The 22,743-nt window shown below is 33.6% G+C and carries 20 protein-coding genes; 11 read left to right on the top strand and 9 right to left on the bottom strand.

Translation table 11 applies throughout. The features are described from left to right. Nucleotides 1-219: 219 nt before the first annotated feature. The 5 genes from ACJ6WR_RS04985 (at nucleotide 220) to ACJ6WR_RS04965 (ending at nucleotide 6,597) form a co-directional block, all read left to right on the top strand. Nucleotides 220-1,677 carry a hypothetical protein gene (locus ACJ6WR_RS04985; protein WP_409417227.1) on the top strand — a complete coding sequence of 486 codons (1,458 nt, stop codon included), beginning with the start codon at nucleotides 220-222 and terminating at the stop codon, nucleotides 1,675-1,677. Nucleotides 1,678-1,773: 96 nt separating this feature from the next. Continuing rightward, entirely contained in the window at nucleotides 1,774-3,555 is a 1,782-nt protein-coding gene (locus ACJ6WR_RS04980) for a cytochrome-c peroxidase (protein ID WP_409417226.1), read from the top strand. Between the two features lie 217 nt (nucleotides 3,556-3,772). Continuing rightward, nucleotides 3,773-4,369 (top strand): porin family protein, encoded by a 597-nt coding sequence (locus tag ACJ6WR_RS04975; protein WP_409417225.1) that lies wholly within the window; start codon nucleotides 3,773-3,775, stop codon nucleotides 4,367-4,369. Nucleotides 4,370-4,485: 116 nt separating this feature from the next. Then, nucleotides 4,486-5,538 carry a sensor histidine kinase gene (locus tag ACJ6WR_RS04970; RefSeq protein WP_409417224.1) on the top strand — a complete coding sequence of 351 codons (1,053 nt, stop codon included), beginning with the start codon at nucleotides 4,486-4,488 and terminating at the stop codon, nucleotides 5,536-5,538. Between the two features lie 345 nt (nucleotides 5,539-5,883). Next, nucleotides 5,884-6,597 (top strand): LytR/AlgR family response regulator transcription factor, encoded by a 714-nt coding sequence (locus tag ACJ6WR_RS04965; RefSeq protein ID WP_409417223.1) that lies wholly within the window; start codon nucleotides 5,884-5,886, stop codon nucleotides 6,595-6,597. A gap of 2 nt (nucleotides 6,598-6,599) precedes the next feature. On the opposite strand, the gene ACJ6WR_RS04960 is transcribed toward ACJ6WR_RS04965, so the two are convergent. Further along, nucleotides 6,600-7,535 (bottom strand): DUF6268 family outer membrane beta-barrel protein, encoded by a 936-nt coding sequence (locus tag ACJ6WR_RS04960; RefSeq protein ID WP_409417222.1) that lies wholly within the window; start codon nucleotides 7,533-7,535, stop codon nucleotides 6,600-6,602. Between the two features lie 172 nt (nucleotides 7,536-7,707). Continuing rightward, the gene (locus ACJ6WR_RS04955; protein WP_323488919.1) at nucleotides 7,708-8,220 is read right to left on the bottom strand and encodes a hypothetical protein; all 513 of its coding nucleotides are present in this window, start codon (nucleotides 8,218-8,220) and stop codon (nucleotides 7,708-7,710) included. A 194-nt stretch (nucleotides 8,221-8,414) separates the two neighbouring features. Here ACJ6WR_RS04955 and ACJ6WR_RS04950 point away from each other — a divergent pair, with 194 nt between their 5' ends. From ACJ6WR_RS04950 to ACJ6WR_RS04940, 3 genes are read left to right on the top strand one after another with little or no spacing between them, the layout of a single operon-like run. Continuing rightward, a complete protein-coding gene (locus ACJ6WR_RS04950; RefSeq protein ID WP_039111263.1) occupies nucleotides 8,415-9,800 on the top strand; it encodes an MATE family efflux transporter in 1,386 nt (461 codons plus the stop codon). Nucleotides 9,801-9,827: 27 nt separating this feature from the next. Beyond that, nucleotides 9,828-10,055 (top strand): hypothetical protein, encoded by a 228-nt coding sequence (locus ACJ6WR_RS04945; RefSeq protein WP_039111261.1) that lies wholly within the window; start codon nucleotides 9,828-9,830, stop codon nucleotides 10,053-10,055. A gap of 56 nt (nucleotides 10,056-10,111) precedes the next feature. Next, nucleotides 10,112-12,055 (top strand): LTA synthase family protein, encoded by a 1,944-nt coding sequence (locus ACJ6WR_RS04940; protein ID WP_409417221.1) that lies wholly within the window; start codon nucleotides 10,112-10,114, stop codon nucleotides 12,053-12,055. A gap of 47 nt (nucleotides 12,056-12,102) precedes the next feature. Here ACJ6WR_RS04940 and meaB read toward each other — a convergent pair whose 3' ends face one another. From meaB to ACJ6WR_RS04925, 3 genes are all read right to left on the bottom strand, one after another. Next, the gene (gene meaB, locus ACJ6WR_RS04935) at nucleotides 12,103-13,197 is read right to left on the bottom strand and encodes a methylmalonyl Co-A mutase-associated GTPase MeaB (protein WP_409417220.1); all 1,095 of its coding nucleotides are present in this window, start codon (nucleotides 13,195-13,197) and stop codon (nucleotides 12,103-12,105) included. Nucleotides 13,198-13,302: 105 nt separating this feature from the next. After that, the gene (locus tag ACJ6WR_RS04930; protein WP_409417219.1) at nucleotides 13,303-13,944 is read right to left on the bottom strand and encodes an NAD(P)-dependent oxidoreductase; all 642 of its coding nucleotides are present in this window, start codon (nucleotides 13,942-13,944) and stop codon (nucleotides 13,303-13,305) included. Between the two features lie 55 nt (nucleotides 13,945-13,999). Further along, entirely contained in the window at nucleotides 14,000-14,407 is a 408-nt protein-coding gene (locus ACJ6WR_RS04925; RefSeq protein ID WP_039111258.1) for an Rrf2 family transcriptional regulator, read from the bottom strand. A gap of 115 nt (nucleotides 14,408-14,522) precedes the next feature. Between ACJ6WR_RS04925 and ACJ6WR_RS04920 the strand changes: the two genes are divergently transcribed. From ACJ6WR_RS04920 to ACJ6WR_RS04910, 3 genes are all read left to right on the top strand, one after another. Further along, nucleotides 14,523-15,434 carry an AEC family transporter gene (locus ACJ6WR_RS04920; RefSeq protein ID WP_409417218.1) on the top strand — a complete coding sequence of 304 codons (912 nt, stop codon included), beginning with the start codon at nucleotides 14,523-14,525 and terminating at the stop codon, nucleotides 15,432-15,434. Between the two features lie 31 nt (nucleotides 15,435-15,465). Then, nucleotides 15,466-16,683 (top strand): MFS transporter, encoded by a 1,218-nt coding sequence (locus ACJ6WR_RS04915; RefSeq protein ID WP_039111256.1) that lies wholly within the window; start codon nucleotides 15,466-15,468, stop codon nucleotides 16,681-16,683. A 99-nt stretch (nucleotides 16,684-16,782) separates the two neighbouring features. Beyond that, nucleotides 16,783-17,421 carry a peroxiredoxin gene (locus tag ACJ6WR_RS04910; protein WP_039111255.1) on the top strand — a complete coding sequence of 213 codons (639 nt, stop codon included), beginning with the start codon at nucleotides 16,783-16,785 and terminating at the stop codon, nucleotides 17,419-17,421. A gap of 55 nt (nucleotides 17,422-17,476) precedes the next feature. On the opposite strand, the gene ACJ6WR_RS04905 is transcribed toward ACJ6WR_RS04910, so the two are convergent. From ACJ6WR_RS04905 to ACJ6WR_RS04890, 4 genes are all read right to left on the bottom strand, one after another. After that, on the bottom strand, nucleotides 17,477-19,714 hold the full coding sequence (locus ACJ6WR_RS04905) for a cation:proton antiporter (RefSeq protein WP_039111254.1): 2,238 nt from the start codon (nucleotides 19,712-19,714) through the stop codon (nucleotides 17,477-17,479). Nucleotides 19,715-19,892: 178 nt separating this feature from the next. After that, nucleotides 19,893-21,239, bottom strand: coding sequence for an adenylosuccinate lyase (gene purB / locus ACJ6WR_RS04900; RefSeq protein ID WP_039111252.1), 1,347 nt, complete (start codon nucleotides 21,237-21,239; stop codon nucleotides 19,893-19,895). Nucleotides 21,240-21,332: 93 nt separating this feature from the next. Beyond that, nucleotides 21,333-22,025 (bottom strand): sterol desaturase family protein, encoded by a 693-nt coding sequence (locus ACJ6WR_RS04895; protein ID WP_409417217.1) that lies wholly within the window; start codon nucleotides 22,023-22,025, stop codon nucleotides 21,333-21,335. 18 nt (nucleotides 22,026-22,043) lie between these two features. Next, a complete protein-coding gene (locus tag ACJ6WR_RS04890; protein ID WP_039111249.1) occupies nucleotides 22,044-22,742 on the bottom strand; it encodes an SIR2 family NAD-dependent protein deacylase in 699 nt (232 codons plus the stop codon). Nucleotide 22,743 lies beyond the last annotated feature (1 nt).

Raw genomic sequence — 22,743 nt, 5'->3', positions numbered from 1 at the left:
ACAATTAGAAAACGAGTCTTAGAAATAAGGCTCTTTTTTTTGGTTTGATGTTACTGTAAGTTTATGAATGTTTTGTATTACTAATTTAATGTTAATTAATTTTAAGTTTATTGCGGTGTTTTGGTAGAACTATTGTTTTTTTGATAATATCTAAATCATTTTAAGTTAAAGAGTGGGGGCTTACTTTGCCAAAAAAATATAAACCAACTTAAAACTAAAATGAAAAGAATTATTTTACCCCTAATTATTCTAGGCTCATTGATTACATCATGTAACAACGATTCTAAAGATCAAGAGGAAGTAGCAACAAATAGTGTTGTATTAAAAGACCAATCGGTTACGCCAAGTTTGTTAAAAGCTAAGGCAGGTTTTGAAAACTTAAAAATCTATTCTCTTTTTGGTTCTGATGATGTTTTTCCAGATAGTCCAAAATTTGTTTTTGGAGGTTCTGCTGATGGTTCTGGTTTGTTAAAAAATACCGATGGAACTTTTACTTTTTTAGTAAACAACGAAGACAATTTTGCAGTTTCTAGAATTACTCTTGACAAAACTTTTAAACCTACTAAAGGAGAATATTTGTTAAACTCTAGCGGAGGAACTTGGAGATTATGTGGCGCTACAATGGCTACGCCAGCTGAGCATGGTTTTGGTCCTGTTTATTTAACTTGTGGAGAGTCTGGAGAGGAATCTCGTACACATGCATTGGATCCTAACGGAAGTGTAGGTTCAGCTTCAGTATCTAAAGAATTGGTAGGTTTTGGTCGTTTAAGTGCTGAAAATGCTTTGCCTTTACGTTCATCTGCTTACAAAGGTAAAACGGTTGTTGTAATTGGCGATGATGACTCTGGAACTTACGGAGGTCAGGTTTTTATGTATGTATCGAATACTGTGGGTGAATTATCTGGAGGTTCTTTATACATGTTAAAAAGAAATGATGATAACCAAAGAGAGAAAGATATGGAGGTTAGTAAATCATATCCTGTTTCTTTTGTGAAAATTGATAATCATACTACACTTACTGGTGCTCAAATTAATGCATCTGTAAATACATTAAAAGCGATTAAATTTGGTCGTGTTGAGGATTTAGATTACCGTAAAGGTGGTGGTACTGCTGATCGTGAATTGTATTTTAACGTAACTGGACAAAATACTACAGGAACTAATGCTGATGCATCTAGAACTAAATATGGTAGAGTTTATAGATTAAATCTTGATGCTGCTGATCCATTAAAAGGTACTCTTGAGGTTGTTCTTGATGGTGATAACCGTACTGGAATTGCTGGTAAATTTCAAAACCCTGATAACATTTGTGTAACTAAAAACTTTGTTTACGTTCAGGAAGATGCTAATGGTTACGGAGACGAAACTCATGATGCTTACATTTATCAATACAACATTGCAACTAAAGATTTAAAAGTTGTAGTTGAGTTAGATCACCGTCGTACGCAAGCTGATGCTGCTAAATATAACGTAGGCGGAATGTCTCAATTTGGAGATTGGGAGTATGGTGCTTTAATCGATATTTCGGAGCAAGTTGGTATCGAAGATACTTTTATGTTGAGTGTACAGCCACATACTTGGACTGGCGATAAATACAAAGGTGTTGATGGTGGAACAAATCGTCCTAACGAAAAACAAGCAAGTCAAATCTTAGTACTTAAAGGTTTAGCGAGATAATTTTTTTAAGTAATTATAAAACAGCTATCCACTACTTCATATTGAGGTAGTGGTTTCTGTTTTTCTGAATATTCCTCTTTTAATCGGTATTAAATCATGAAAAAAATATATTGTTTGTTGTTTGTAATAGCATTTGTTGCTTGTCAGAAAAAAAACAAACATCAGGAAGTAAATGAATTGTTTAAAGCAGATATTACTTTATTGATTCAAAAAGTTGCCAAGCTTAAATATTCGGTTCAATCGGATTCGACCGAAGCACAAATCCAGAGGCAGTTTCTAGAAGCACACCAAAGCTATAAGAAAGTTGAAATGATAAGTGAATATTATTCGCCAACGGTTTCTAAAGCGATTAACGGACCTGCTATAAGTGAGTTTGAAGAAAATGATAAAATTACAGTTCCACCCGAAGGATTTCAGGTTATCGAAGAGTTAGTTTTTCCTAAATATAATGCAGAAAGCAAAAAAGAGTTGGTTCAGGAACTGGGAGTTCTTGCGGCCAATTTAACTCGTTTAGAAAAAGTTTCGAGCACAAATGAATTAACCGATGCACATGTTTTTGATGCTATGCGATTGCAAGTGTATCGCATTATTACTTTGGGAATTACAGGATTTGATTCACCTGTTGTTTTCAACTCCATTCCCGAAGCATTGGTATCTTTAGAAACTATCGAAAAATATTATCGCGTTTTTATAGAGGATAAGAAGGTTTCGAATGCCAAAGAAGTGCTTGATATTTTTGAAAAAGGAAAGAAATACTTAAAAGCAAATACTAATTTCAATGCTTTTGATCGTGCTTTTTTTATCAGAGAAATTACGAATCCGTTGAGCAGAGGACTTTATAAAACTCAAACAGAACTAGGGATTCCGTTTATGACTGAATCTAGAGGTTTAAAACCAACGGCACAAACTATATTTGATAAGGACGCATTTGATGCGGAAGCATTTTCGGGTTTTCCAGATTATAAAACAACACCAGAAAAAATAGCATTAGGAAAAAAGTTATTTAACGACCCAATTTTATCCGGAAACAATACGCGTTCTTGTGCTTCGTGTCATCATGAAGAGAAAGCATTTACAGATGGTTTGGAACGAGCAGTTTCGCTAGACGGAAAATCGATGATTCAGCGTAATACACCAACACTGGCTAATATTGCTTTTCAGCGTGTGTTTTTCTCTGATTCCCGAGTGGGGTATCTAGAAGATCAGGCAGTTGCTGTTATAAAAAATGAAAACGAAATGCATGGTTCTTTAGAGAAATCTGCATTGGCGATTAAGAAAAATCCAAACTATGTAAAGGAGTTTAAAAAGGCATTCCCGAAAGGTGAAATAAATGAATTTGAAATAAAAAATGCTTTAGGATCTTACATTCGTTCTTTGAGTCATTACGATTCTAAGTTTGATAAGTATATGCAAAATAAAACAATATTTACAGCAGATGAAAAAGCAGGTTTTAATTTATTTGCTGGCAAAGCCAAATGCGCTACGTGTCATTTTATTCCGCTTACAAATGGAACAGTTCCTCCAAATTTTGACAAGTCAGAAAGTGAAGTATTGGGGGTACCAAATAAAAATAAAACGCTTGATGGTGATTTAGGGAAGTTTGTATTAACGCAAGCAGCCATTCATAAGTTTTCGTTTAAGACACCTACAATAAGAAACATAGAACTTACAGCTCCTTATATGCATAATGGGGTTTATAATACACTCGAAGAGGTTGTCGATTTTTATAATGATGGTGGTGGTATAGGTTTAGGATTTGACCTTCCTAACCAAACGTTACCCGAAGACAAACTAAATTTAACCGAAAAAGAAAAGAAACAATTAATTGCCTTTATGAAGACGTTGACGGATGAGAGGTATTTGGTGAGTAAGAAGTAAGATGATAGATTAGAAGAAGCAAGAAGCAAGAAGCAAGCTGCTGGGTGGATAGATGAGATGGAGCTAGAGAAAAAACAATTTGTGTTAATTTGTGCAATTTGTGGTTAAAAAAATGTTTTCTGTCCGTTGGTCAAAAGAGTAATGCCGTTCATCAAACTAATTTTAATAGGGATTATAGTTTATGCTCCTTTGCATCAAATTAATAAAAACTATTATCATGAAAATTTACAAATTAGTATTGTTGACTACTCTTTTCTTATTAGGTTTAATTTCTAGCAAAGCAAATGCTCAATCTCCGCTACCGATTCATATTGGGATAAAAGGTGGAGCAAATTATTCAGAATTGCCAGTTTCGGATGGCTTTAGTTCTAAATATGCATCAGGTTATTTTGGTGGTGCAATGGCACGATTTGATATAGGAAGGTTTTATATTCAAAATGAAATCTTATATAGTGAGAAATCTTCTAAAATTGAGACTTCTTTAATGGGGTCACGAAATGTAAAATGGAAAAGTATTGAGGTTCCCTTGGTTATTGGTTATAAAGTAGTAAATCTTGACGCTCTTAATGTGAGAGTTTTTGGAGGAGGAGTTTACTCTTATGTTATCGATGATAATATTGCATCATTAAACCAACTGAAAGATTCATACAAGAAATTTGATAAGTCGAATATCGGATATCAGGTTGGAGCAGGAGTAGAGATGTGGAAGTTTACACTTGATTTTACTTATCAAGGCGGCTTAAATAATATAAGCAAAGACTTTGACTCCAAAGTAAGTTCCTTTAATGTAAGTATCGGATATTTTATTTTATAACCTCTTTTTATAGTTAACTCAGAAGCAGCAGCAAAGAATCTTTTCGGTACTTTGCTGCTCTTTTTAGAAATATCGAGTTACTTTTGAATGCTAATTTTCTCTTATTTCTTTTTTAGATGAAAACAAAAAATAAAGATCAATTCCACTGGATATTTTTAATCTTTTTCTGGTTTATACTCGGTACAACTATTTGTGCGCAACTGATAGCCGATTATGGTACAATGGAGGCTATACGCCAATCAGCTTTAATATTATTAAGCTCTATTGTTTTGGCGCATTTTCTTAGTGATGTGATGCTTCCTAAGGCATTACGTAAAAACAAAATGGCACTATTTGCAGTACAGGCTTTTGTTGTGGTGCTGCTATTGTCACTTTGCCTGGCTGTGATTTATGCTATTTTCTCAGATTCGCATGCACGTAACCGAGCATTTCCCGAAGAAGCTAATATGACTACTTTTCAGTTTTTGTGGGCTCGGTTTTGTGGAAGCATTCCCGCTGCAATTTTGATTTGTGGTACTGCTTGCGGGCTTCGATTTTATCAGGAACATAATGAGATCGAAAGAAATCATGCGCAATTGCAGCAAGTGCATTTGGAGGCACAGATAAAGATTTTACAAGATCAAATTAATCCGCACCTAATGTTTAATGTGCTTAATCACATTCATATTTTAATGCAAAGCAATGTAAAATTAGCTTCGGATTTGTTGATTCAGTTTTCGGATATTTTACGATATCAATTGTATGAATGTAATAAAGAATATGTTGCGTTATATCTCGAAATCAAGTATCTAAAAGATTTGGTTTCGGTCGAAAAAACCCGATGGGGAGATGAGCTAGATGTAAAGACTAATTGGAATATCGAAGACGGACAGCTACAAATTGTACCATTGCTTTTGGTTCCTTTAATAGAAAATGCTTTTAAACACGTTTCGAGATTGCCAAACCAAAAAGGATATGTGCATTTATCTTGCGAACAAGTGAATAAGCAGTTGGTTTTTAAAATAGAAAACTCCTATACAGAGCAATATAAAATTCCATCCCAAAGTCAGGGATTGGGACTTGAAAACGTACGTAAAAGACTGGCAATACAATACCCAAATCGGCATGAATTAAAAATAAATAAAACCGATTCGGATTTTACAGTTGAGGTTGTTTTGGATTTAAAGTAATAAACATCAAGTAGGTTTTTACCGCAAAGGGCGCAAAGTTTTGCATACTGATGGTTTTATAAAAACGCAATCCCGAGGCTTCGGGAGCAAAGCTTTGTGTTGAAAGAACTCTGCGGTTAATTTTCTGCCACAGATTAAAAGGATTGAAAGGATTTTGCAAGCTGTATAAGTGGTAAATCTGCTTAATCTGCAAAATCTGCGTGCAAATTATCATCAAGTGATTCAGATTATCTGGCAAGATTACAGATAAGCTTTGTGAACTTTGCGTAAATCTTTGCAAACTCTGCGGTTAATTTTCGGCTATTTAGTCCACGTACCTAATTTTAAAATAAAAAAATATAAGATATGACCATGAAATGCCTTGTAATCGATGATGAGCCTATAGCTAGAAATGGAATTGTAGATTTTATTTCTAAGATAGATTTTCTGGAAGTAATAGGTACTTGTGCTTCGGCACTAGAGGCCACTTCGTACATTCAGGAAAAACAGGTAGACTTGTTGTTTTTGGATATTAATATGCCTTATCTCTCAGGATTAGAATTCTTGGAGTCTTTGGACAATCCGCCGTTGGTTATTTTTACCACAGCTTATTCGGAGCATGCTCTGGATGGATACCGTTTACAAGTGGTCGATTATTTGCTAAAACCTATAGCATTCCAGCGGTTTTATCAAGCTTCTCTAAAAGCGAAACAATGGCATCAAATGATTGGTTCTCCTAAACAATCACAACTAGATCCATTTCTTTATGTACGCCAGGAAGAAGGATTCCAAAAGATTTCCTGGGTAGATATTTTATATATAGAAGGAATGCAAAATTATGCTAAGCTTCACTTTAAAGATAAGGTTCTTGTAATTCATCAAACCATGATTTCATTAGAAGAAACACTTCTAACAGAAATTTTCTTTAGGATTCATAAATCTTTTTTGGTAAACATTACCCACATCGATTCTGTTTCTGGTGGACGTTTGTTTATAAAAGGACAAGAACTACCTATTTCAAGAACACGCCGCGAAGCATTATTGAAAGAGGTAGTATATAAGAATTTGTTAAGTAGATAGTTCTAAAATTTCCATTTAAGAGCTACTGCTCCGTAGAAAGTGGTGGTAAATCTTGGGTCGGCTAAATCTTTTTCCTTAAATATATCTTTTATTTTTCGGTTATTAGTCGAGAACGAACGAACGAGAGTTGATCCCACAGTAGGTTCAAATATCCAGTGCTTGCCCAGTTTTATTTGAGGTTTTATACCAGCAATAATTTGTTGATATCCCAATAATATCGATTTGCCGCCTACGTTGGTTTCTGCTGTCATTCCGCCTAACTCCAAAACAGCTTTTAGGTCAAAATTGTCATTCATTCGGTAGCCTAATTCCAGTCCTTCTGGGAAATTAACTTTAAAGTGAAAAGCACCACGTGATTCCCAATTAAAATAAATTCCAGGAAGTACCATCGGAACACCAAAACTATTAGTAAGGACAGGCCCTAAACCAAGTGCTAAATTTGGATTGAATTGTTTAATGAAAAGAACACCTCCTTGAATCAACACATCATCTTTATTAATTTCTTCCATATCGGTATAAATACCTACCGAAGCCATTGCTAATAAAGACCATGATTGAGAAATTGATCGTAAGTGCTTGACTCCGATTTGTGCATTTAAAATCTCTGTAGGAAACCCATTTGGTAATGCTTCTGGGAGAGAAGGGATGTCATAATTTTTATTTTCCATTTTAGCATAAGCTCCCTGAACCCCAATCGACCATAATCTTGGGTTATTATATTTGTCCATTTTTAAAGAAATGGGAATCTCCAGAATAATTTGAGCTCTTTTAAAATTGCTCTGTGCGTCAGTTTTAGAACTGTCTATTGGTCGAACGTAATTAGAAAACGGAACGTAATCAATTTTGGCTTCTCCAGATATGCCAGATTGTGCTCTTACCGAAACGGAAATCAATAGAAATAAGAACAGTAGTGATAGGTAAAAAACAGATTTTTTCATGATTTAAATTAAATTTTCCACGAAGTACCATGTTCCACTCCAATTCTAAAAAAACGTTTGACTAATGGGTATTATCTGTTGACCAATGGTAAAATATTACTCATATCAAATTGTATATAACTAAAAAAGCCTCTCTTTCGAAAGGCTTCTTATTAATGTTTTATATTTTGGTTTACAATCTAAACCCGTATGCCAATCGCAATGCAACCTGATTGGTATTAAATTTTGTGTAATCTTCATATCGCACACTTATGTCAACATATTTATTAGCATACCCAATTCCTGGAGCCCATAAAAAAGTGGTGTCATTGTTTCCGTTTGTCACTGCAAAACCAGCACCAACTTCTCCTAATACATAAAATTGATCTTCCCAAACAAAGGCTTTAAAACCAGCTTTTGCAGGAATGAATCCTATGTCTTTTAGATCCTGTTTGTTAACAAACAAATTAGTAAAACCTGTTGTTAAGGTTAATGATGTTTTCATAGACAAATCATACTGTAACCTAACATCTCCACCCAACGACCAGCTATATACTTTATTTGTTGGAATACCACCATTTAAACCAAAACCTAAACGGAAACCTTGGTCATAGTTTTTTATTTCGGTGCTTTGTGCCGTTGCAGATGTGTATATAATTGCAAAAACTGCAATTAATAGCATTTTTAAGTTGAATCCCTTTTTCATAGTATCAGATGTTTTAGTTTATTAATGATGTAAAAGTATATTTTGGGTACAAGGAGCATGTTATATAATTATTAGCTTTTATTATATAATATTGAGGTTCCTGATAAAATGAATAATAAATAGGGTTATAAATTGAATAATAGGGAAAGAATTGAAAGGTTCTAATTATCTTTGCAGACTTAAAAAAATATAGAGTGAACTTTTCTCAATATACAAAAGAATTTTCTTATAATTTAAAATTAGCATACCCCATAATACTAGGAATGGTAGGGCATACCCTTATAGGTATTGTCGATAATATTATGGTTGGAAAACTAGGAAGCACAGAACTGGCAGCCGTTTCATTAGGAAACAGTATGATTTTTATTGCAATGTCATTAGGAATCGGATTTTCGACAGCAATTACTCCTATAGTTGCCGAAGGCGATGCAGAGAAGAATGATAAAAAAATTCGCAACGCATTTCATCACGGATTATTCTTGTGTACTATTCTAGGATTAATGCTTTTTGGAGTAATTGTTTTGGCAAAGCCAATAATGGAATTACTAGAGCAACCAGCCGATGTAATTGCACTTGCAAAACCGTATCTTGATTGGGTAGCTTTTTCATTGATTCCTCTAATCATGTATCAGGGATATAAGCAATTTGCTGATGGACTTTCGCTTACAAAATATTCTATGTATGCTATGGTTATGGCAAATGTACTACACGTAGGTATAAATTATCTATTGATATATGGTATCTGGATTTTTCCTAAAATGGGAATTGTTGGAGCAGCACTAGGAACAGTAATTTCAAGGATATTCTTAGTAATGTTCATGCATATTATGATATCTAGGAGAGAAGAATTAAAGCATCATTTTCAGAATTTTAGCTTTTCAGAAATCAAAAAAGAAACTATTAAAAAAATTATAAGCATAGGATTTCCTTCAGCGATGCAAATGCTTTTTGAAGTAGTGTTGTTTACAGCATCAATCTGGCTTTGTGGTAATATTGGTAAAACTAGTCAGGCAGCAAACCAAATTGCGTTAAGTTTGGCCTCAATGACTTTTATGTTTGCCATGGGATTAAGCGTTACTTCGATGATTAGAGTTAGTAATCAGCGAGGATTAAATGATTTTAAAAACCTAGTTGTAGTAGCACGTTCCATCTTTTTACTTGCAATTATAATCGAAACTGTTTTTGCGATTCTATTTATAGCTTTCCACGATTTCTTACCACATATCTTTTTGAATATGGAAAACGGAGGACAACTTTTAGACAATAACGAAGTAATAAGTATTGCATCAAAATTACTTTTAATAGCAGCAGTTTTCCAAATTTCTGACGGAATTCAGGTTGTTGTTTTAGGCGCTTTACGCGGATTACAAGATGTAAAAGTACCTATGTATATTACATTTGTAGCTTATTGGATTATAGGATTTCCTATTTCATACTATTTAGCCGAATACACAGAGTTAAAAGCAGAAGGAGTTTGGATAGGTCTTTTGGCCGGACTAACAGCAGCAGCTATATTTTTGTATATTCGTTTTCATTACCTCACAAAAAAATTAATCAATAATTCAGTTTCAAATTCTTAAATTTGACACATAAAATCTAAAATAAAAATGGAATTACCTAAATTTTTACTCGGCGACAATACTGATTTTCCAGAAGATATCTTCATTATACATCTTGATTACCCAAGGTTTATCATCAATTTAAAAGATGATGAGGTTGAATTTATGGAAGAAGCAGAAGATCTTGATGAAGGCGAATTGAATGCCGAAATGGAAGGATTAATTGTTCTTGCCAATGAGTTTTATGATCGTGAAATAAAACGTTACGAAGAATAAACGCTCACAATTTAATTTAAAATATTTTTTTCAACACTTTAGAAATTCCTTATTAAATGAAAAAATTCGCTTTTTTAAAACCTATATTTAATTTTATAGCAATTGGATTACTGATAACTACATTAAGTCGAATATTTTTATTTTTTTTATTTAAGGAGCGAGTAGTTGAGACTCAGGATTATTGGTACATATTCCCGATAGGTTTGCGAATGGATTTGATATTGCTTTGCTATATGTCATTTCTACCAGCATTATTAGTGACTTTTTTGCCTAATAACTGCATCAAATTCACAAACAAATTTCTGGTATTTTATAGTTTCCTATTCCTGTTTCTGATTCTTTTTGTAGAATTAGCAACGCCAGATTTTGTAAAACAATACGATACACGTCCGAACAAAATCTTTTTAGATTATTTAATATACCCGAGAGAAGTAGTAGGAATGCTTCTTAAAAGTTATTTGGTTTCTATAATCGTAACCTTTTTAATTTTAGGAGTTGTAATATATTTTGCTTTCAAAAAAGGGAAAAAATACTTTCATACACATCCAGCCAATTATAAAATCAAATTAATTGCGTTTCCATTTGTAGCCTTTCTGTTGTTTTTTGGAGCACGTTCAAGTCTTACTTCAAAGCGACCAATAAATGCAAGTAATGCCGTTTTTTCTACAGATCAGTTAACAAACTGTTTAGGATTAAATTCATTTTACACAGTTGCTTTTGCAGCTTATTCTATTAAGAATGAAGGAAATACTAAGATGTATGGAAAAATGGAAGAAGCAGAAGCAATTGCTCGTGTAAAAAAATACATGACAGTAAATCCTGCTGATTTTACCGATCCGGAAATTCCGTTTCTTCATATTCAAAACCCAGATACACTTTTAAAAAGACCTTATAATTTGGTTATATTTTTACAAGAAAGTCTGGGAGCAGAGTACGTTGGGATTTTAGGCGGTAAACCATTAACTCCAGAGTTTGATAAACTTTCAAAAGAAGGATTACTTTTTACGAACTTATATTGTACAGGTACACGTAGCGTACGCGGAATCGAAGCTGTTGTTACAGGATTCCTACCTTCGCCTTCAGAAAGTGTAGTGAAATTAGGAAACTCACAACAAGGATTTTTTACTTTGGCAGATGCTTTAAAAAGAAAAGGATACGAGACGAGTTTTATTTATGGAGGAATGGCCAATTTTGATAATATGGCTTCCTTTTTTAACGGAAATGGATTTCAGGATATTGTAGATCAGGAAGATTTTGATTCCGATGGACATAAATATGCATTTAAAGGAACTTGGGGATATTCGGATGAAGACTTGGTTGTAAAAGCAAACAATTACTTTAAAGCCAAAGGAGATAAACCATTCTTCTCATTAATGTTTTCTACTTCTAATCACGAGCCATTCGAGTATCCGGAAGGAAGAATTAAACCATACGATAAGAAAGCTGCAACGGTTAATAACGCAATGAAATATGCCGATTTTTCGATTGGAAAATTCTTTGAAATGGCTAAAAAAGAAGCGTATTTTAAGAATACTATTTTTATCGTAATTGCAGATCACAACACAAGAACATACGGAAAAAATTTAGTGCCAATAAACAAGTTTCATATTCCAGCTTTAATCATGGGGCCAGGAGTTCCTAAAGGTAAAGCATATGATAAATTGGCTAGCCAGATTGATATTCCTCCTACATTATTAAGTTATATAGGTTCACAGTTTGAAACACCGATGATAGGAAGAAATCTAACTAAAATAGGACCAGATGTAAAAGGAAGGTCGATTATGCAGTTTAACGATATCAACGCATTTAGAGTAGATAATAAGGTAGTAATCATGCAACCAAATTTAAAACCATTGCAGTTTGAAATTAAAAACGACACTACTTTAGTTCCTGTTAAACTAGACGAAGAACTTGCAAAAGATGCTTTGGCACATGTCGTAACCGCAGGGAATTTATATAAAGAGAATAAGTATAAACTAAGAGGAAAAGGTACTAAGTAGCTAAGTTTCTGAGTCTTTAATTACTAGTAACTTAGAATCTCAGAACCTTAGCGGCTTTTAGAAAAATATAATTCCAACAAAATAGTAGCAGCTGCAAAAGGTGAAATTTCATCATTTTGCACTGCTTTTTTGTTTTTATCAAGTTCGGCTATGATTTCAGGGTGATTGTAGAAGTTTGTTTTTAATTGCTCATTAATTGTTTCCATCATCCAGAACTGGTTTTGTTCTTTTCTTTTTTCCTGAAAATAAAGACTAGCTTTTGCCATTTCAAAATAATCAAGAATAGTTTGCCATACTTCAGGAATTCCTTCATGAGTAATGGCGCTACAAGTGTTTACAGTAGGTTGCCATCCCGATTTTTTGGCTGGGAATAAATGCAAAGCCCTATTAAATTCAGTTTTGGCAAGCCTGGCTTTTTTTATGTTGTCCCCATCAGCTTTATTTATGACAATTGCATCAGCCATTTCCATAATACCTCTTTTAATACCTTGTAGTTCGTCGCCGGCACCAGCAATTTTTAGCAATAAGAAAAAATCGACCATACTATGAACAGCCGTTTCGCTTTGTCCAACGCCCACGGTTTCTATTAATATGGTGTCAAATCCAGCCGCTTCACAAAGTATAATTGCCTCCCTTGTTTTGCGGGCAACACCACCAAGAGTTTCTCCCGATGCACTAGGTCTTATAAAGGCATTTTCGTCTTTTACCAATTCTTCCATTCGGGTTTTATCACCTAAGATACTTCCGTGAGAGAAAGAACTACTTGGATCAACTGCCAAGACGGCTAGTTTTTTTCCTAATCCGGTGAGTTGTTTGCCAAAGGCTTCAATAAAAGTACTTTTTCCAACTCCGGGAACACCAGTAATTCCTATTCGAACCGATTGATTGGCATGAGGCAAACAGGCATTAATTATTTCATTTGCTTTGGCCAAATGACTCGGATTAGTGCTTTCTATAAGAGTAATTGCTCTGCTTAGTGCAGTAATGTTTCCAGATAAAATACCAGAAACTAATTCTTGTGCAGAAGGTTGAATTCGTCTAAAACGCTGAATTTGCTCAATTGAAGTTCCGCTGGTAATTTCGGGTTGCGAAATTCCAGGCTTTTCATTTAAACTGCTTTTTTGTTTTTTATGTGCTGACAAACTCTTTGCTTTTTAAAAGGTAAAAGTAATCAAAACAAAAACAGTTTCAAAAGTAGAAAAGTGCTTTCGAAACTGTTTTTTGTGAATTTGTTTTGTAGCTGCAAATTAATACGCTGCAGTAAAACGAACCTGATGATGTTTTGGAGTTTCTGCTTCATCGGCAATTACTACTGCCAAATCTTCTACAGATAAAATACTTCTTTGATTTTCATCAAAAACAGGATTGTCTAATCCTAAACGATATTTAGCAGTTCTTCCTGTTGTAATTCCGGGATGCATTTCAAAAGCTGGACTAAAAAATGCCCAATCCAAATCTTTTTCGTCTTTAAGTATATTCAAATAATCTCTTGCAGCTGATGCTCCTGCATGATATTCTTTTGGAAAATCTGGCGTATCTACAGCTTGCAAATTAGGAGCTACAAATAAGCTTCCTGCTCCACCAATCGTGATAAAACGTTTTACTCCCGATTGTTTTACGGCTTCCTGAATAGATTTTGAACCAGCTATAAAATCATCATAAAGATTAGGGTTTGTCCAGCCTGCATTATAAGCGCTAATTACAACATCGTTTCCTTTTAGTATAGTTGCTAATTCAGCTGTGTTTAAGATATCTGCTTTTACCCAATTTACGTTAGCAGAATCTTTTGGATTTCTTGCTATTGCAGTAATTTCATGATTGCGATTTGCTAATTCGTTTAAGATAGTTGAGCCTACAAAACCTGTAGCTCCGATAATTGCGATTTTCATAATATATAATTTAATTAGTAATAAAAAATGTTACAGTTTGGTGTAAAAAAATAGATTAGAACTGATTTGAAAAATTTTCTAACGTGATTGTGCTTAATTGCGCATTTATTTTCTCGTTGATATCAGCATATAATAAGTCTAGATTTTCGTTTATTTTTTTTCCAACAGGACAATCCGGATTGGGCTGATTCTTGGCGTAACCAAGATTTACGGTATCAAAAGTCATTTTAAAAATATCAAGTAAACTGATTTCTGATGCAGGTTTTAATAATCGTGTGCCTCCGTTTTTACCTTCCTTACTTTCTACAATATGATTTTTTTTCAGGTTCGAAATTTCTTTTCGTACCAAAACAGGATTCAAATTTATACTACCCGCAATGTATTCCGATGATAAATAATCATTCGGGGATTTAGAGAGTAACGTAAGAATATGTGTTGTTATGGCAAACTTACCTGAAATCATACTGTAATAAAATATGTTACAAATTTATAGGTTTATATTGAACTGACAAAATAATTTACTTTAAAATTAAGCTATTTAAGAAGATTTTAAGTGCTATTTTTGTTTTTTTTCAAAGATGAGCAACTTTATTTTAATTTTCGTTTTTATTAGTGCGGGGCTTATATTGCAAAATATCAAGGGTTTCCCAGTACATATCTACAAAACGTTAAACAAATTTGTAGTTTATTTATGTCTTCCAGCTTTGGCGTTGTATTTTATTCCAAAAATAAAATGGAGTACCGAATTGTTATTTCCAATCGGTGCGGCATGGATTGCTTTTATAGTTGCATTTCTTCTTTTTTCTATATTAGGTAAAAAGTATGGTTGGTCAAATAAGTTAATAGGATGCTTAATTCTCACCGCAGGATTAAGTAATACCTCATTTCTTGGTTTTCCTATAATAGAGGCTTTATATGGGAAATCAGGGTTGGAAACTGCAATTTTGGTAGATCAGCCAGGATCATTTGTGGTAATTTCGACATTGGGTGTTTTTGTTGCGGCATTTTATTCTAAAGGAAGTCCTAATTCACTCGCAATTGCAAAGAAGATATTGACTTTTCCGCCTTTCATCACCTTTGTTATAGCCTGTCTTATGAACGTTTTTAATTATGATTTTGATGAAAACCTCCAGATTGGATTTCAAAAGTTAGGTAGTTTGGTTACGCCGCTTGCATTACTTTCTGTTGGGTTGCAACTTCGTTTTGAAAAGAATAGTAAACATTGGAAGTTTTTAACCTTAGGATTAGTTTTTAAGCTCATTATCACACCACTATTATTTTTGGTATTGTATGTTTTTATCCTAAAGCAAAATTCCTCAGTAATTAAAGTCACAATTATGGAAATGGCTATGGCACCTATGATTACAGGAAGTATTTTGGCTTCAACCTACGGTTTAAAACCCCGGTTAAGTAGTATGATGATTGGTTTTGGAATCCCAATTTCGTTCATCACGCTTATTGTTTGGTATTTTATTATGAGTTTTATTTAGTTTATATATTAATTTTTAGTTCAAATTTATTATGAGTTCCTCTAGTAATTCAGCTACAATCGATGGTTCGGTTTTGGTTCAAAAAACAGTTTATTCCGTATTATTTTCAATAGCATTTGCTCATTTACTTAATGATTTAATGCAAGCAGTAATCCCTGCTACATATCCTATTTTAAAGGATAACTTCAATTTAAATTTTACCCAGGTCGGATTAATTACATTTGTTTTTCAGCTTACAGCATCTTTACTGCAACCTTTTATTGGTTTTTATACAGATAAAAAACCTATGCCATATTCATTAGTATTTGGTATGATATTTACTATTTCAGGATTATGCCTGTTATCTGTATCCAATGCATTCTGGATGTTGTTGGTGGCAGTTGGTTTAGTAGGTGTTGGCTCGTCTATATTTCATCCAGAAGCTTCGAGAGTTGCTTTTTTAGGTTCAGGAGGAAAACGAGGTTTGGCGCAGTCTATTTTTCAATTAGGAGGAAATGCTGGTAGTGCGATAGGACCATTATTAGTAGCTTTGGTAGTTGCTCCTTATGGGCAATCACACGTAGTTTGGTTTGTTATTGCAGGGATATTAGGTATTATCATTTTATCAAGAATTGCTGTTTGGTATGAAAATCATATGAGCTTGCGAGCTGCCAAAAAAATAGGTGCAGAAGAGACTACGATTCCTTTATCTAATAAGAAAATCACTATTTCGATTATCGTCTTGCTGTTCCTTATTTTTTCGAAGTTTTTCTATATGGCAAGTATGTCTAGTTATTTTACTTTCTATTTAATAGACAAATTCGGAATGAGTATTCAGGATTCTCAATTTTATTTATTCGTTTTCTTAGCTTCAGTAGCAGCAGGAACATTAATTGGAGGGCCATTAGGAGACCGTTTTGGGCGAAAATATATTATCTGGATCTCAATACTAGGAGCAGCACCATTTACTTTGTTGTTGCCTTATGCTAACTTGTTTTGGACAGGAGTGCTGGCTGTAATAATTGGAGTTGTAATTGCTTCTGCATTTTCGGCTATTTTAGTTTTTGCGCAAGAATTAAAACCAGGTAAAGTAGGGATGATATCTGGATTGTTCTTTGGGTTTGCTTTTGGAATGGGAGGATTAGGTTCGGCAATTTTAGGATATGTTGCAGATCAAACAACGATTGAATATGTTTTTAAAATAAGTTCATATTTACCTTTAATCGGAGTTCTTACTTATTTCTTACCAAATATCAAAAAGAAAGCGTAATCCTATCAAGTCTATCAACTTTATGATTTTTTTATAAGGGTCGATGTTTTCCTTGTACTTTTTTTACTTATTTTTAAATAAAATTTTAAATAAATACTCATGGCAACACTACGATTAGGAGATATAGCTCCAGATTTTGAAGCAGATACAACTCAAGGCCCAATAAAATTTCATGAATGGTTGGGAGATTCTTGGGGAGTGTTATTTTCTCACCCCTCAGATTTTACACCTGTTTGTACAACAGAGTTAGGAACTGTGGCTAACTATTACCCAGAATTTGTAAAAAGAAATACTAAAGTTATCGCTCTAAGTGTAGATGGTTTAGCCTCGCATCTAGAATGGATTAAAGATATTAACGAGACTCAAAATACAACTGTAAATTATCCTATTATTGCCGACGAAGATAAAAAAGTGGCAAATTTATATGATATGTTACACCCAAATGCAAGTGATAAATTTACGGTACGTTCAGTTTTTGTTATCGGAAATGATAAAAAAATAAAACTAACATTAACTTATCCAGCATCTACAGGAAGAAATTTTGATGAATTGCTTCGTGTTATTGATAGTTTGCAATTAACAGCAAATTATAGTGTGGCAACCCCAGCAAACTGGAAAGATGGTGACGATGTTGTAATATCTCCATCGATTCCTGACAGCGATATTGCTGCTAAGTTTCCTAAAGGATATAATCCTATAAAACCATATTTAAGAATGACTCCTCAGCCTAATAAATAGGTTTAGCTATTAAATAAAAAAAAGGTATAATGAAAATTATACCTTTTTTTGTGTGTTATACTTTTTTTACGAATTGCTTCATTCGTTTTTTGTCTCCAACGACCCAAATAATATCGTCCTTTTCTAAAATCAATTGAGACTCAGGATTTAGGATTCGTTTTCCGTTTCTTTCAATTCCTACTACCAGGGCATTTGTTTTATGTCTAAATTCACTAATGCTTTTTTTGATAAACTCGTTATCAGAAAGTTCTAGTTGGTTTAAAACAATCTCTGATTCTTCGGTAGTTTTAGGAGCTTCAATTTCGTTTTTATTCAGATAATTGGTAAACTCACTAACCTGTGCATCGGTACCAATAACGCATATTTCATCACCAGGAAACAAACGTTCGTTTTTGGTTGGAATTTGTATTGTAATATCACCACGTCTTATAAAAGCGATATTGATTCCCATTTCTTCTCTAATTTTTAATTCTTCAAGAGTTTTACCTGCAAGATTAGATTCTTTGGCAATCTCAAATATAGACATATGCCCATCCCAAGGAGTTAAGTTGGCATACTTTCTATCTATTTTAGTTGTTTCACGATCATTAAGGTTTTTAAGGAAGTGATTCTCTATTCTGTGGTATTGCTCGTTAAGTTTTTTAGGGAAAAATTGATAAGCGGCAACGGCGATAACTAAGGCTACAAAAGCAACCAAAGGAGAGAAGAAGATGTTTAATAGGAATCCTACATAAAATAATCCTAACCCGATGCGTATTAATATCATCATCATAATCGGACCACGATATTTTCTTTCTTCCCATAAAAGTTCAACCTCTTTTACAGCAACGCGTCTTAACGAAAGTGCCCATAAAAACGGAGCAATAACGATAAGCGTAATAAGCGCAGCGATTGTATTTCCAAATCTAGTGTCCTCTACTAATGGAGCAACAAATTTAGAAGACAATAATATAACCGCAGTTATAATAATAGTGTGTATTACAATCTGAGTTATATAAGATCGTAACACAATTTGCCACGTGCTTACAGATTTTATGGCTTGGGTATTAAGACTGTAACGATTAATGTTTTTAATCCATTTGCGAGGTAATTTCTGTTCTAAGTACTCAGAGAATGGCCCTGCAAATTTCACCATAAATGGCGTTGTAAATGTAGTTACAGCCGATACTGCAACAACTATAGGATATAAAAAAGCACTCGTTACATTAAGTGACATTCCCAGCGTAGCTATAATAAAGGAGAATTCCCCGATTTGAGATAAACTCATCCCGGTTTGCACTGATTGTTTCAAGGGTTGTCCAGAGAGTAAAGCTCCAATTGTAGAACTTATCGATTGACCAAAAATGGTAACAAGAGTTAAAATTGCTACAGGAATGGCATGTGTGATAAGCATCTCAGGATTAATCAACATTCCCACCGAAACAAAGAAAATAGCACCAAATAAATCTTTAACTGGTTTTACTAAGTGTTCAATATGTTCCGCTTGTGTAGTTTCTGCAATAATAGATCCCATGATAAAGGCACCCAAAGCAGGAGAAAAACCAACATTTGAAGCTAAGATTACCATCATTAAACATAAAGCAAGTGAAATGATAAGTAACATTTCGTCGGTTAATAAATGCTTGGCCTTTTTTAATAAAGTAGGGATAAAGAAGATTCCTCCAACGAACCATGCGGTAAGGAAAAATACTAATTTTAATACCGAAAGTAATAATGCACTTCCAGAAAATTGCTGACTTACTGCAATAGTCGATAGTAAAACCATCATTAAAATCGCAATAATATCTTGTACAATTAGAGAGCCAATTACTATGCCGGCAAACTTTTGCGCCTTAACGCCCAATTCATCAAACGTTTTGAGGATAATGGTGGTAGAGGAAATTGATAAAATTACACCCAGAAAGATACTATCCATTTGGGACCAATCCATCCATCGGCCGACCAGATAACCTACGGCGACCATTGTTATAATTTGTGTAATTGCAGTTATGGAGGCGGTTCCGCCGACTTTCATTAATTTTTTAAAGCTAAATTCGAGACCTAAGCTAAAAAGTAAAATAATCACACCAATTTCGGCCCAAACTTCTACGCTTTTATTATCGGTTACAGAAGGAAAAAATTCAATATGATTTCCTGCTAAAAATCCTGCGATTAAGTAGCCCAAAACCAAAGGCTGTTTTAATTTTTTAAAGATTAGCACAGCTATTCCAGCTGTCATTAGGATTAATCCTAAGTCGCTAATTAATGGTTCTAAATGTTGAGCGGCATGTGTTACAGTCTCATTTGGACTCATAGGCGTATACTTTTTTGTATTTATTTTTGAATTGTTGTAAGATATAAAAAAATAAAAAAAAATGAAAGTAATGCGATTCCTTAATGTGAAATTTAAGATAATATTATAATAATAAAATCCCGTTATTTATAGTAAATGTACTTATAAATAACGGGATTTTTATCTGAAAACCAACTTTTTAGATACCTAAAAAGTTGCTTGGAGTAATCTTCATTAGCTCAGCCTTGATTTCTTCAGAAACATCTAACGTTGCAATAAAACTATGAATAGCATTTTTATCAATTGCTTCGTTCGTTCTTGTTAAACCTTTTAAAGCTTCGTAAGGATTTGGATATGCCTCACGACGTAAAATTGTTTGGATTGCTTCAGCAACAACCGCCCAGTTTTTCTCTAAATCTTCATGAAACTTAGATTCGTTTAAAAGTAATTTATTCAATCCTTTTAATGTCGCTTCAAAAGCAATAATAGTGTGTCCTATAGGAACTCCAACGTTTCTTAAAACAGTACTATCTGTTAAATCACGTTGTAATCTCGAAATTGGTAATTTAGCCGAAAGATGTTCGAATATTGCATTTGCAATTCCTAAATTTCCTTCAGAATTTTCAAAATCAATTGGGTTAACTTTATGTGGCATAGCTGATGAACCAATTTCTCCAGCTTTGATTTTTTGTTTGAAATATTCCATTGAAACGTACGTCCAAATATCTCTGTCTAAATCAATGATTATATTGTTGATTCTTTTTAAAGCATCAAAAAATGCTGCAAAATGATCGTAATGTTCTATTTGTGTAGTTGGAAAAGAGTGGTGTAATCCAAGAATGTTTTCTACAAAATTACCACCGAATTTTTTCCAGTCAATTTGTGGGTAAGCAACATGGTGAGCATTGTAATTTCCTGTTGCTCCACCAAATTTTGCAGCAAACGGGATATTAAATAACAAACGCATTTGTTCCTCGATACGTTCTACAAAAACACCAATTTCTTTACCTAAACGAGTAGGAGAGGCTGGTTGTCCGTGAGTACGTGCAAGCATCGGGATATCTTTCCATTCTACGCTTAAATCTTTTAGTTTAGATGTAAGTGTGATTAATGATGGCATATATACTCTCTCAAAAGCTTCTTTTGTAGAAAGAGGAATAGCTGTATTGTTGATATCTTGAGAAGTCAACCCAAAGTGTATGAATTCTTTATACTCTGATAATCCTAGTTTCTCGAAAGCATCTTTGATAAAATACTCAACCGCTTTTACATCGTGGTTGGTTACTTTTTCAGTTTCTTTAATCCAAAGAGCATCTTCGGTAGAGAAATTTTTATAAATGTTACGTAAACTCTCAAAAAGGTCTGAATTTACGGTTGCAAGCTGTGGCAATGGCACTTCGCATAAAGCAATAAAGTATTCAACTTCAATCAATACCCGGTATTTAATTAGCGCTTCTTCAGAAAAAAATGGAGCTAATGAAAGGGTTTTGTTTCTATATCTTCCGTCAATTGGCGATATGGCATTCAATTCGTTTAAAGTAGTCATTGTTGTGTTGTTAATTTTGAAAGATGCAAATGTAAGTTATTGTTAAAACTTCTGAAAGTTAGTTGCAAGTTATTATAGTTAAACATTACAATTTTAAATGATTGTTTTAAAAATTTTGTCCCAAATAGTAAAATAAAAGCCAAAATTATGGGATTCGTTTTTATGATGGTTCGAATGAAATTGTGTGGTCGAAATCCATTTTGTGACAACATTCTTATTCCAGAAATTCGGAAAAATATCATTATTTAAATGACCTAATATTCCATAAGATAAATTCAGGATTAAATACACTATAATACTAATGTAATTAAACTCTAATATCGAAATTATAATAAGCCATATAGCACCAAAACCTAAAGTTTCGATAGGGTTAAGAACAAATAAACTGTACACATTTGTATCAATATGAGTGTGATGTAGCTTATGGATAGGGTGGAACCAAGTTAATTTGTGTGCCAAAAAATGAAAGCAAAACATAAAGAAATCCATCAGGAAAATCAATAAAAGAGTATCTACTACAATTGTGAAAAACGAAGCAGAAAAATCTATTCTAATAATTTGATATTGATATAATTTATAACCTATTAAAGTTACTAACGTATTACATAATAAGGTGCTAATAACCCATTTTATATCTGATTTTTTAATTTTTGTGGCTTCTCTGTCAATTAATTTCCCAATAAGAATAGCCAGAAGCATAAGTAATAAATTTTCGATAAGAAAAAATATTGTTACCGTAAATAGATTATAATAAGACAGTAACTCAAGCCATTTCTGTACAATCATTTTATAGTTTTCTGTTTATTATTTTGTAGTTATTTCGGCTAGTTTTGTTTTTAATATTTCCATTCCTTTAGAAGCCACTTCGGGAATAACTTCAATTTTATTCCTCAGATTCGGAATTTTAATAGGTTTCGGATCAATATAAAAAAGCGGAGCGTTAGCAGGCGTATAAGAAATTAATCCCGCTGCAGGATATACTTGCAATGAAGTTCCTATTACGGCAAAATAATCAGCTTGTTCAGCAATGTCTATCGCTTCTTCTAGTGCGGGAACTTCTTCGCCAAACCAAACAATATGCGGGCGTAGTTGGTTTCCTTTGTCGTCCAGATGCGTCATGAATAAATCATCATTCCAATCTAAAATATAGTTTGGGTTTTGAGAACTACGCACTTTTAGTAATTCACCATGCAAATGTAAAACCTTAGTACTTCCGGCACGTTCGTGCAAATCATCAACATTTTGAGTTATAATATGTACATCAAAATCTTTCTCTAATTCGGCTAAAATCTGGTGTCCTAAATTAGGAGTCACTTCTTTGAGTTGTTTACGTCTTTGGTTGTAAAAATCAAGAACCAATTCGGGATTTTTGTACCAGCCTTCGGGTGTTGCTACTTCCATTACATCATGTCCTTCCCAAAGACCATCGCTGTCGCGAAAAGTTTTTATTCCGCTTTCGGCACTAATTCCTGCACCAGTTAAAACTACCAGTTTCTTTTTCATT

Origin of the sequence: Flavobacterium sp. PS2, assembly GCF_046250155.1 — a bacterium.
Classification (GTDB): domain Bacteria; phylum Bacteroidota; class Bacteroidia; order Flavobacteriales; family Flavobacteriaceae; genus Flavobacterium.
The sequence above is the reverse complement of the archived record's forward strand: the minus strand, read 5'-3'. Positions and strand labels throughout refer to the sequence as shown.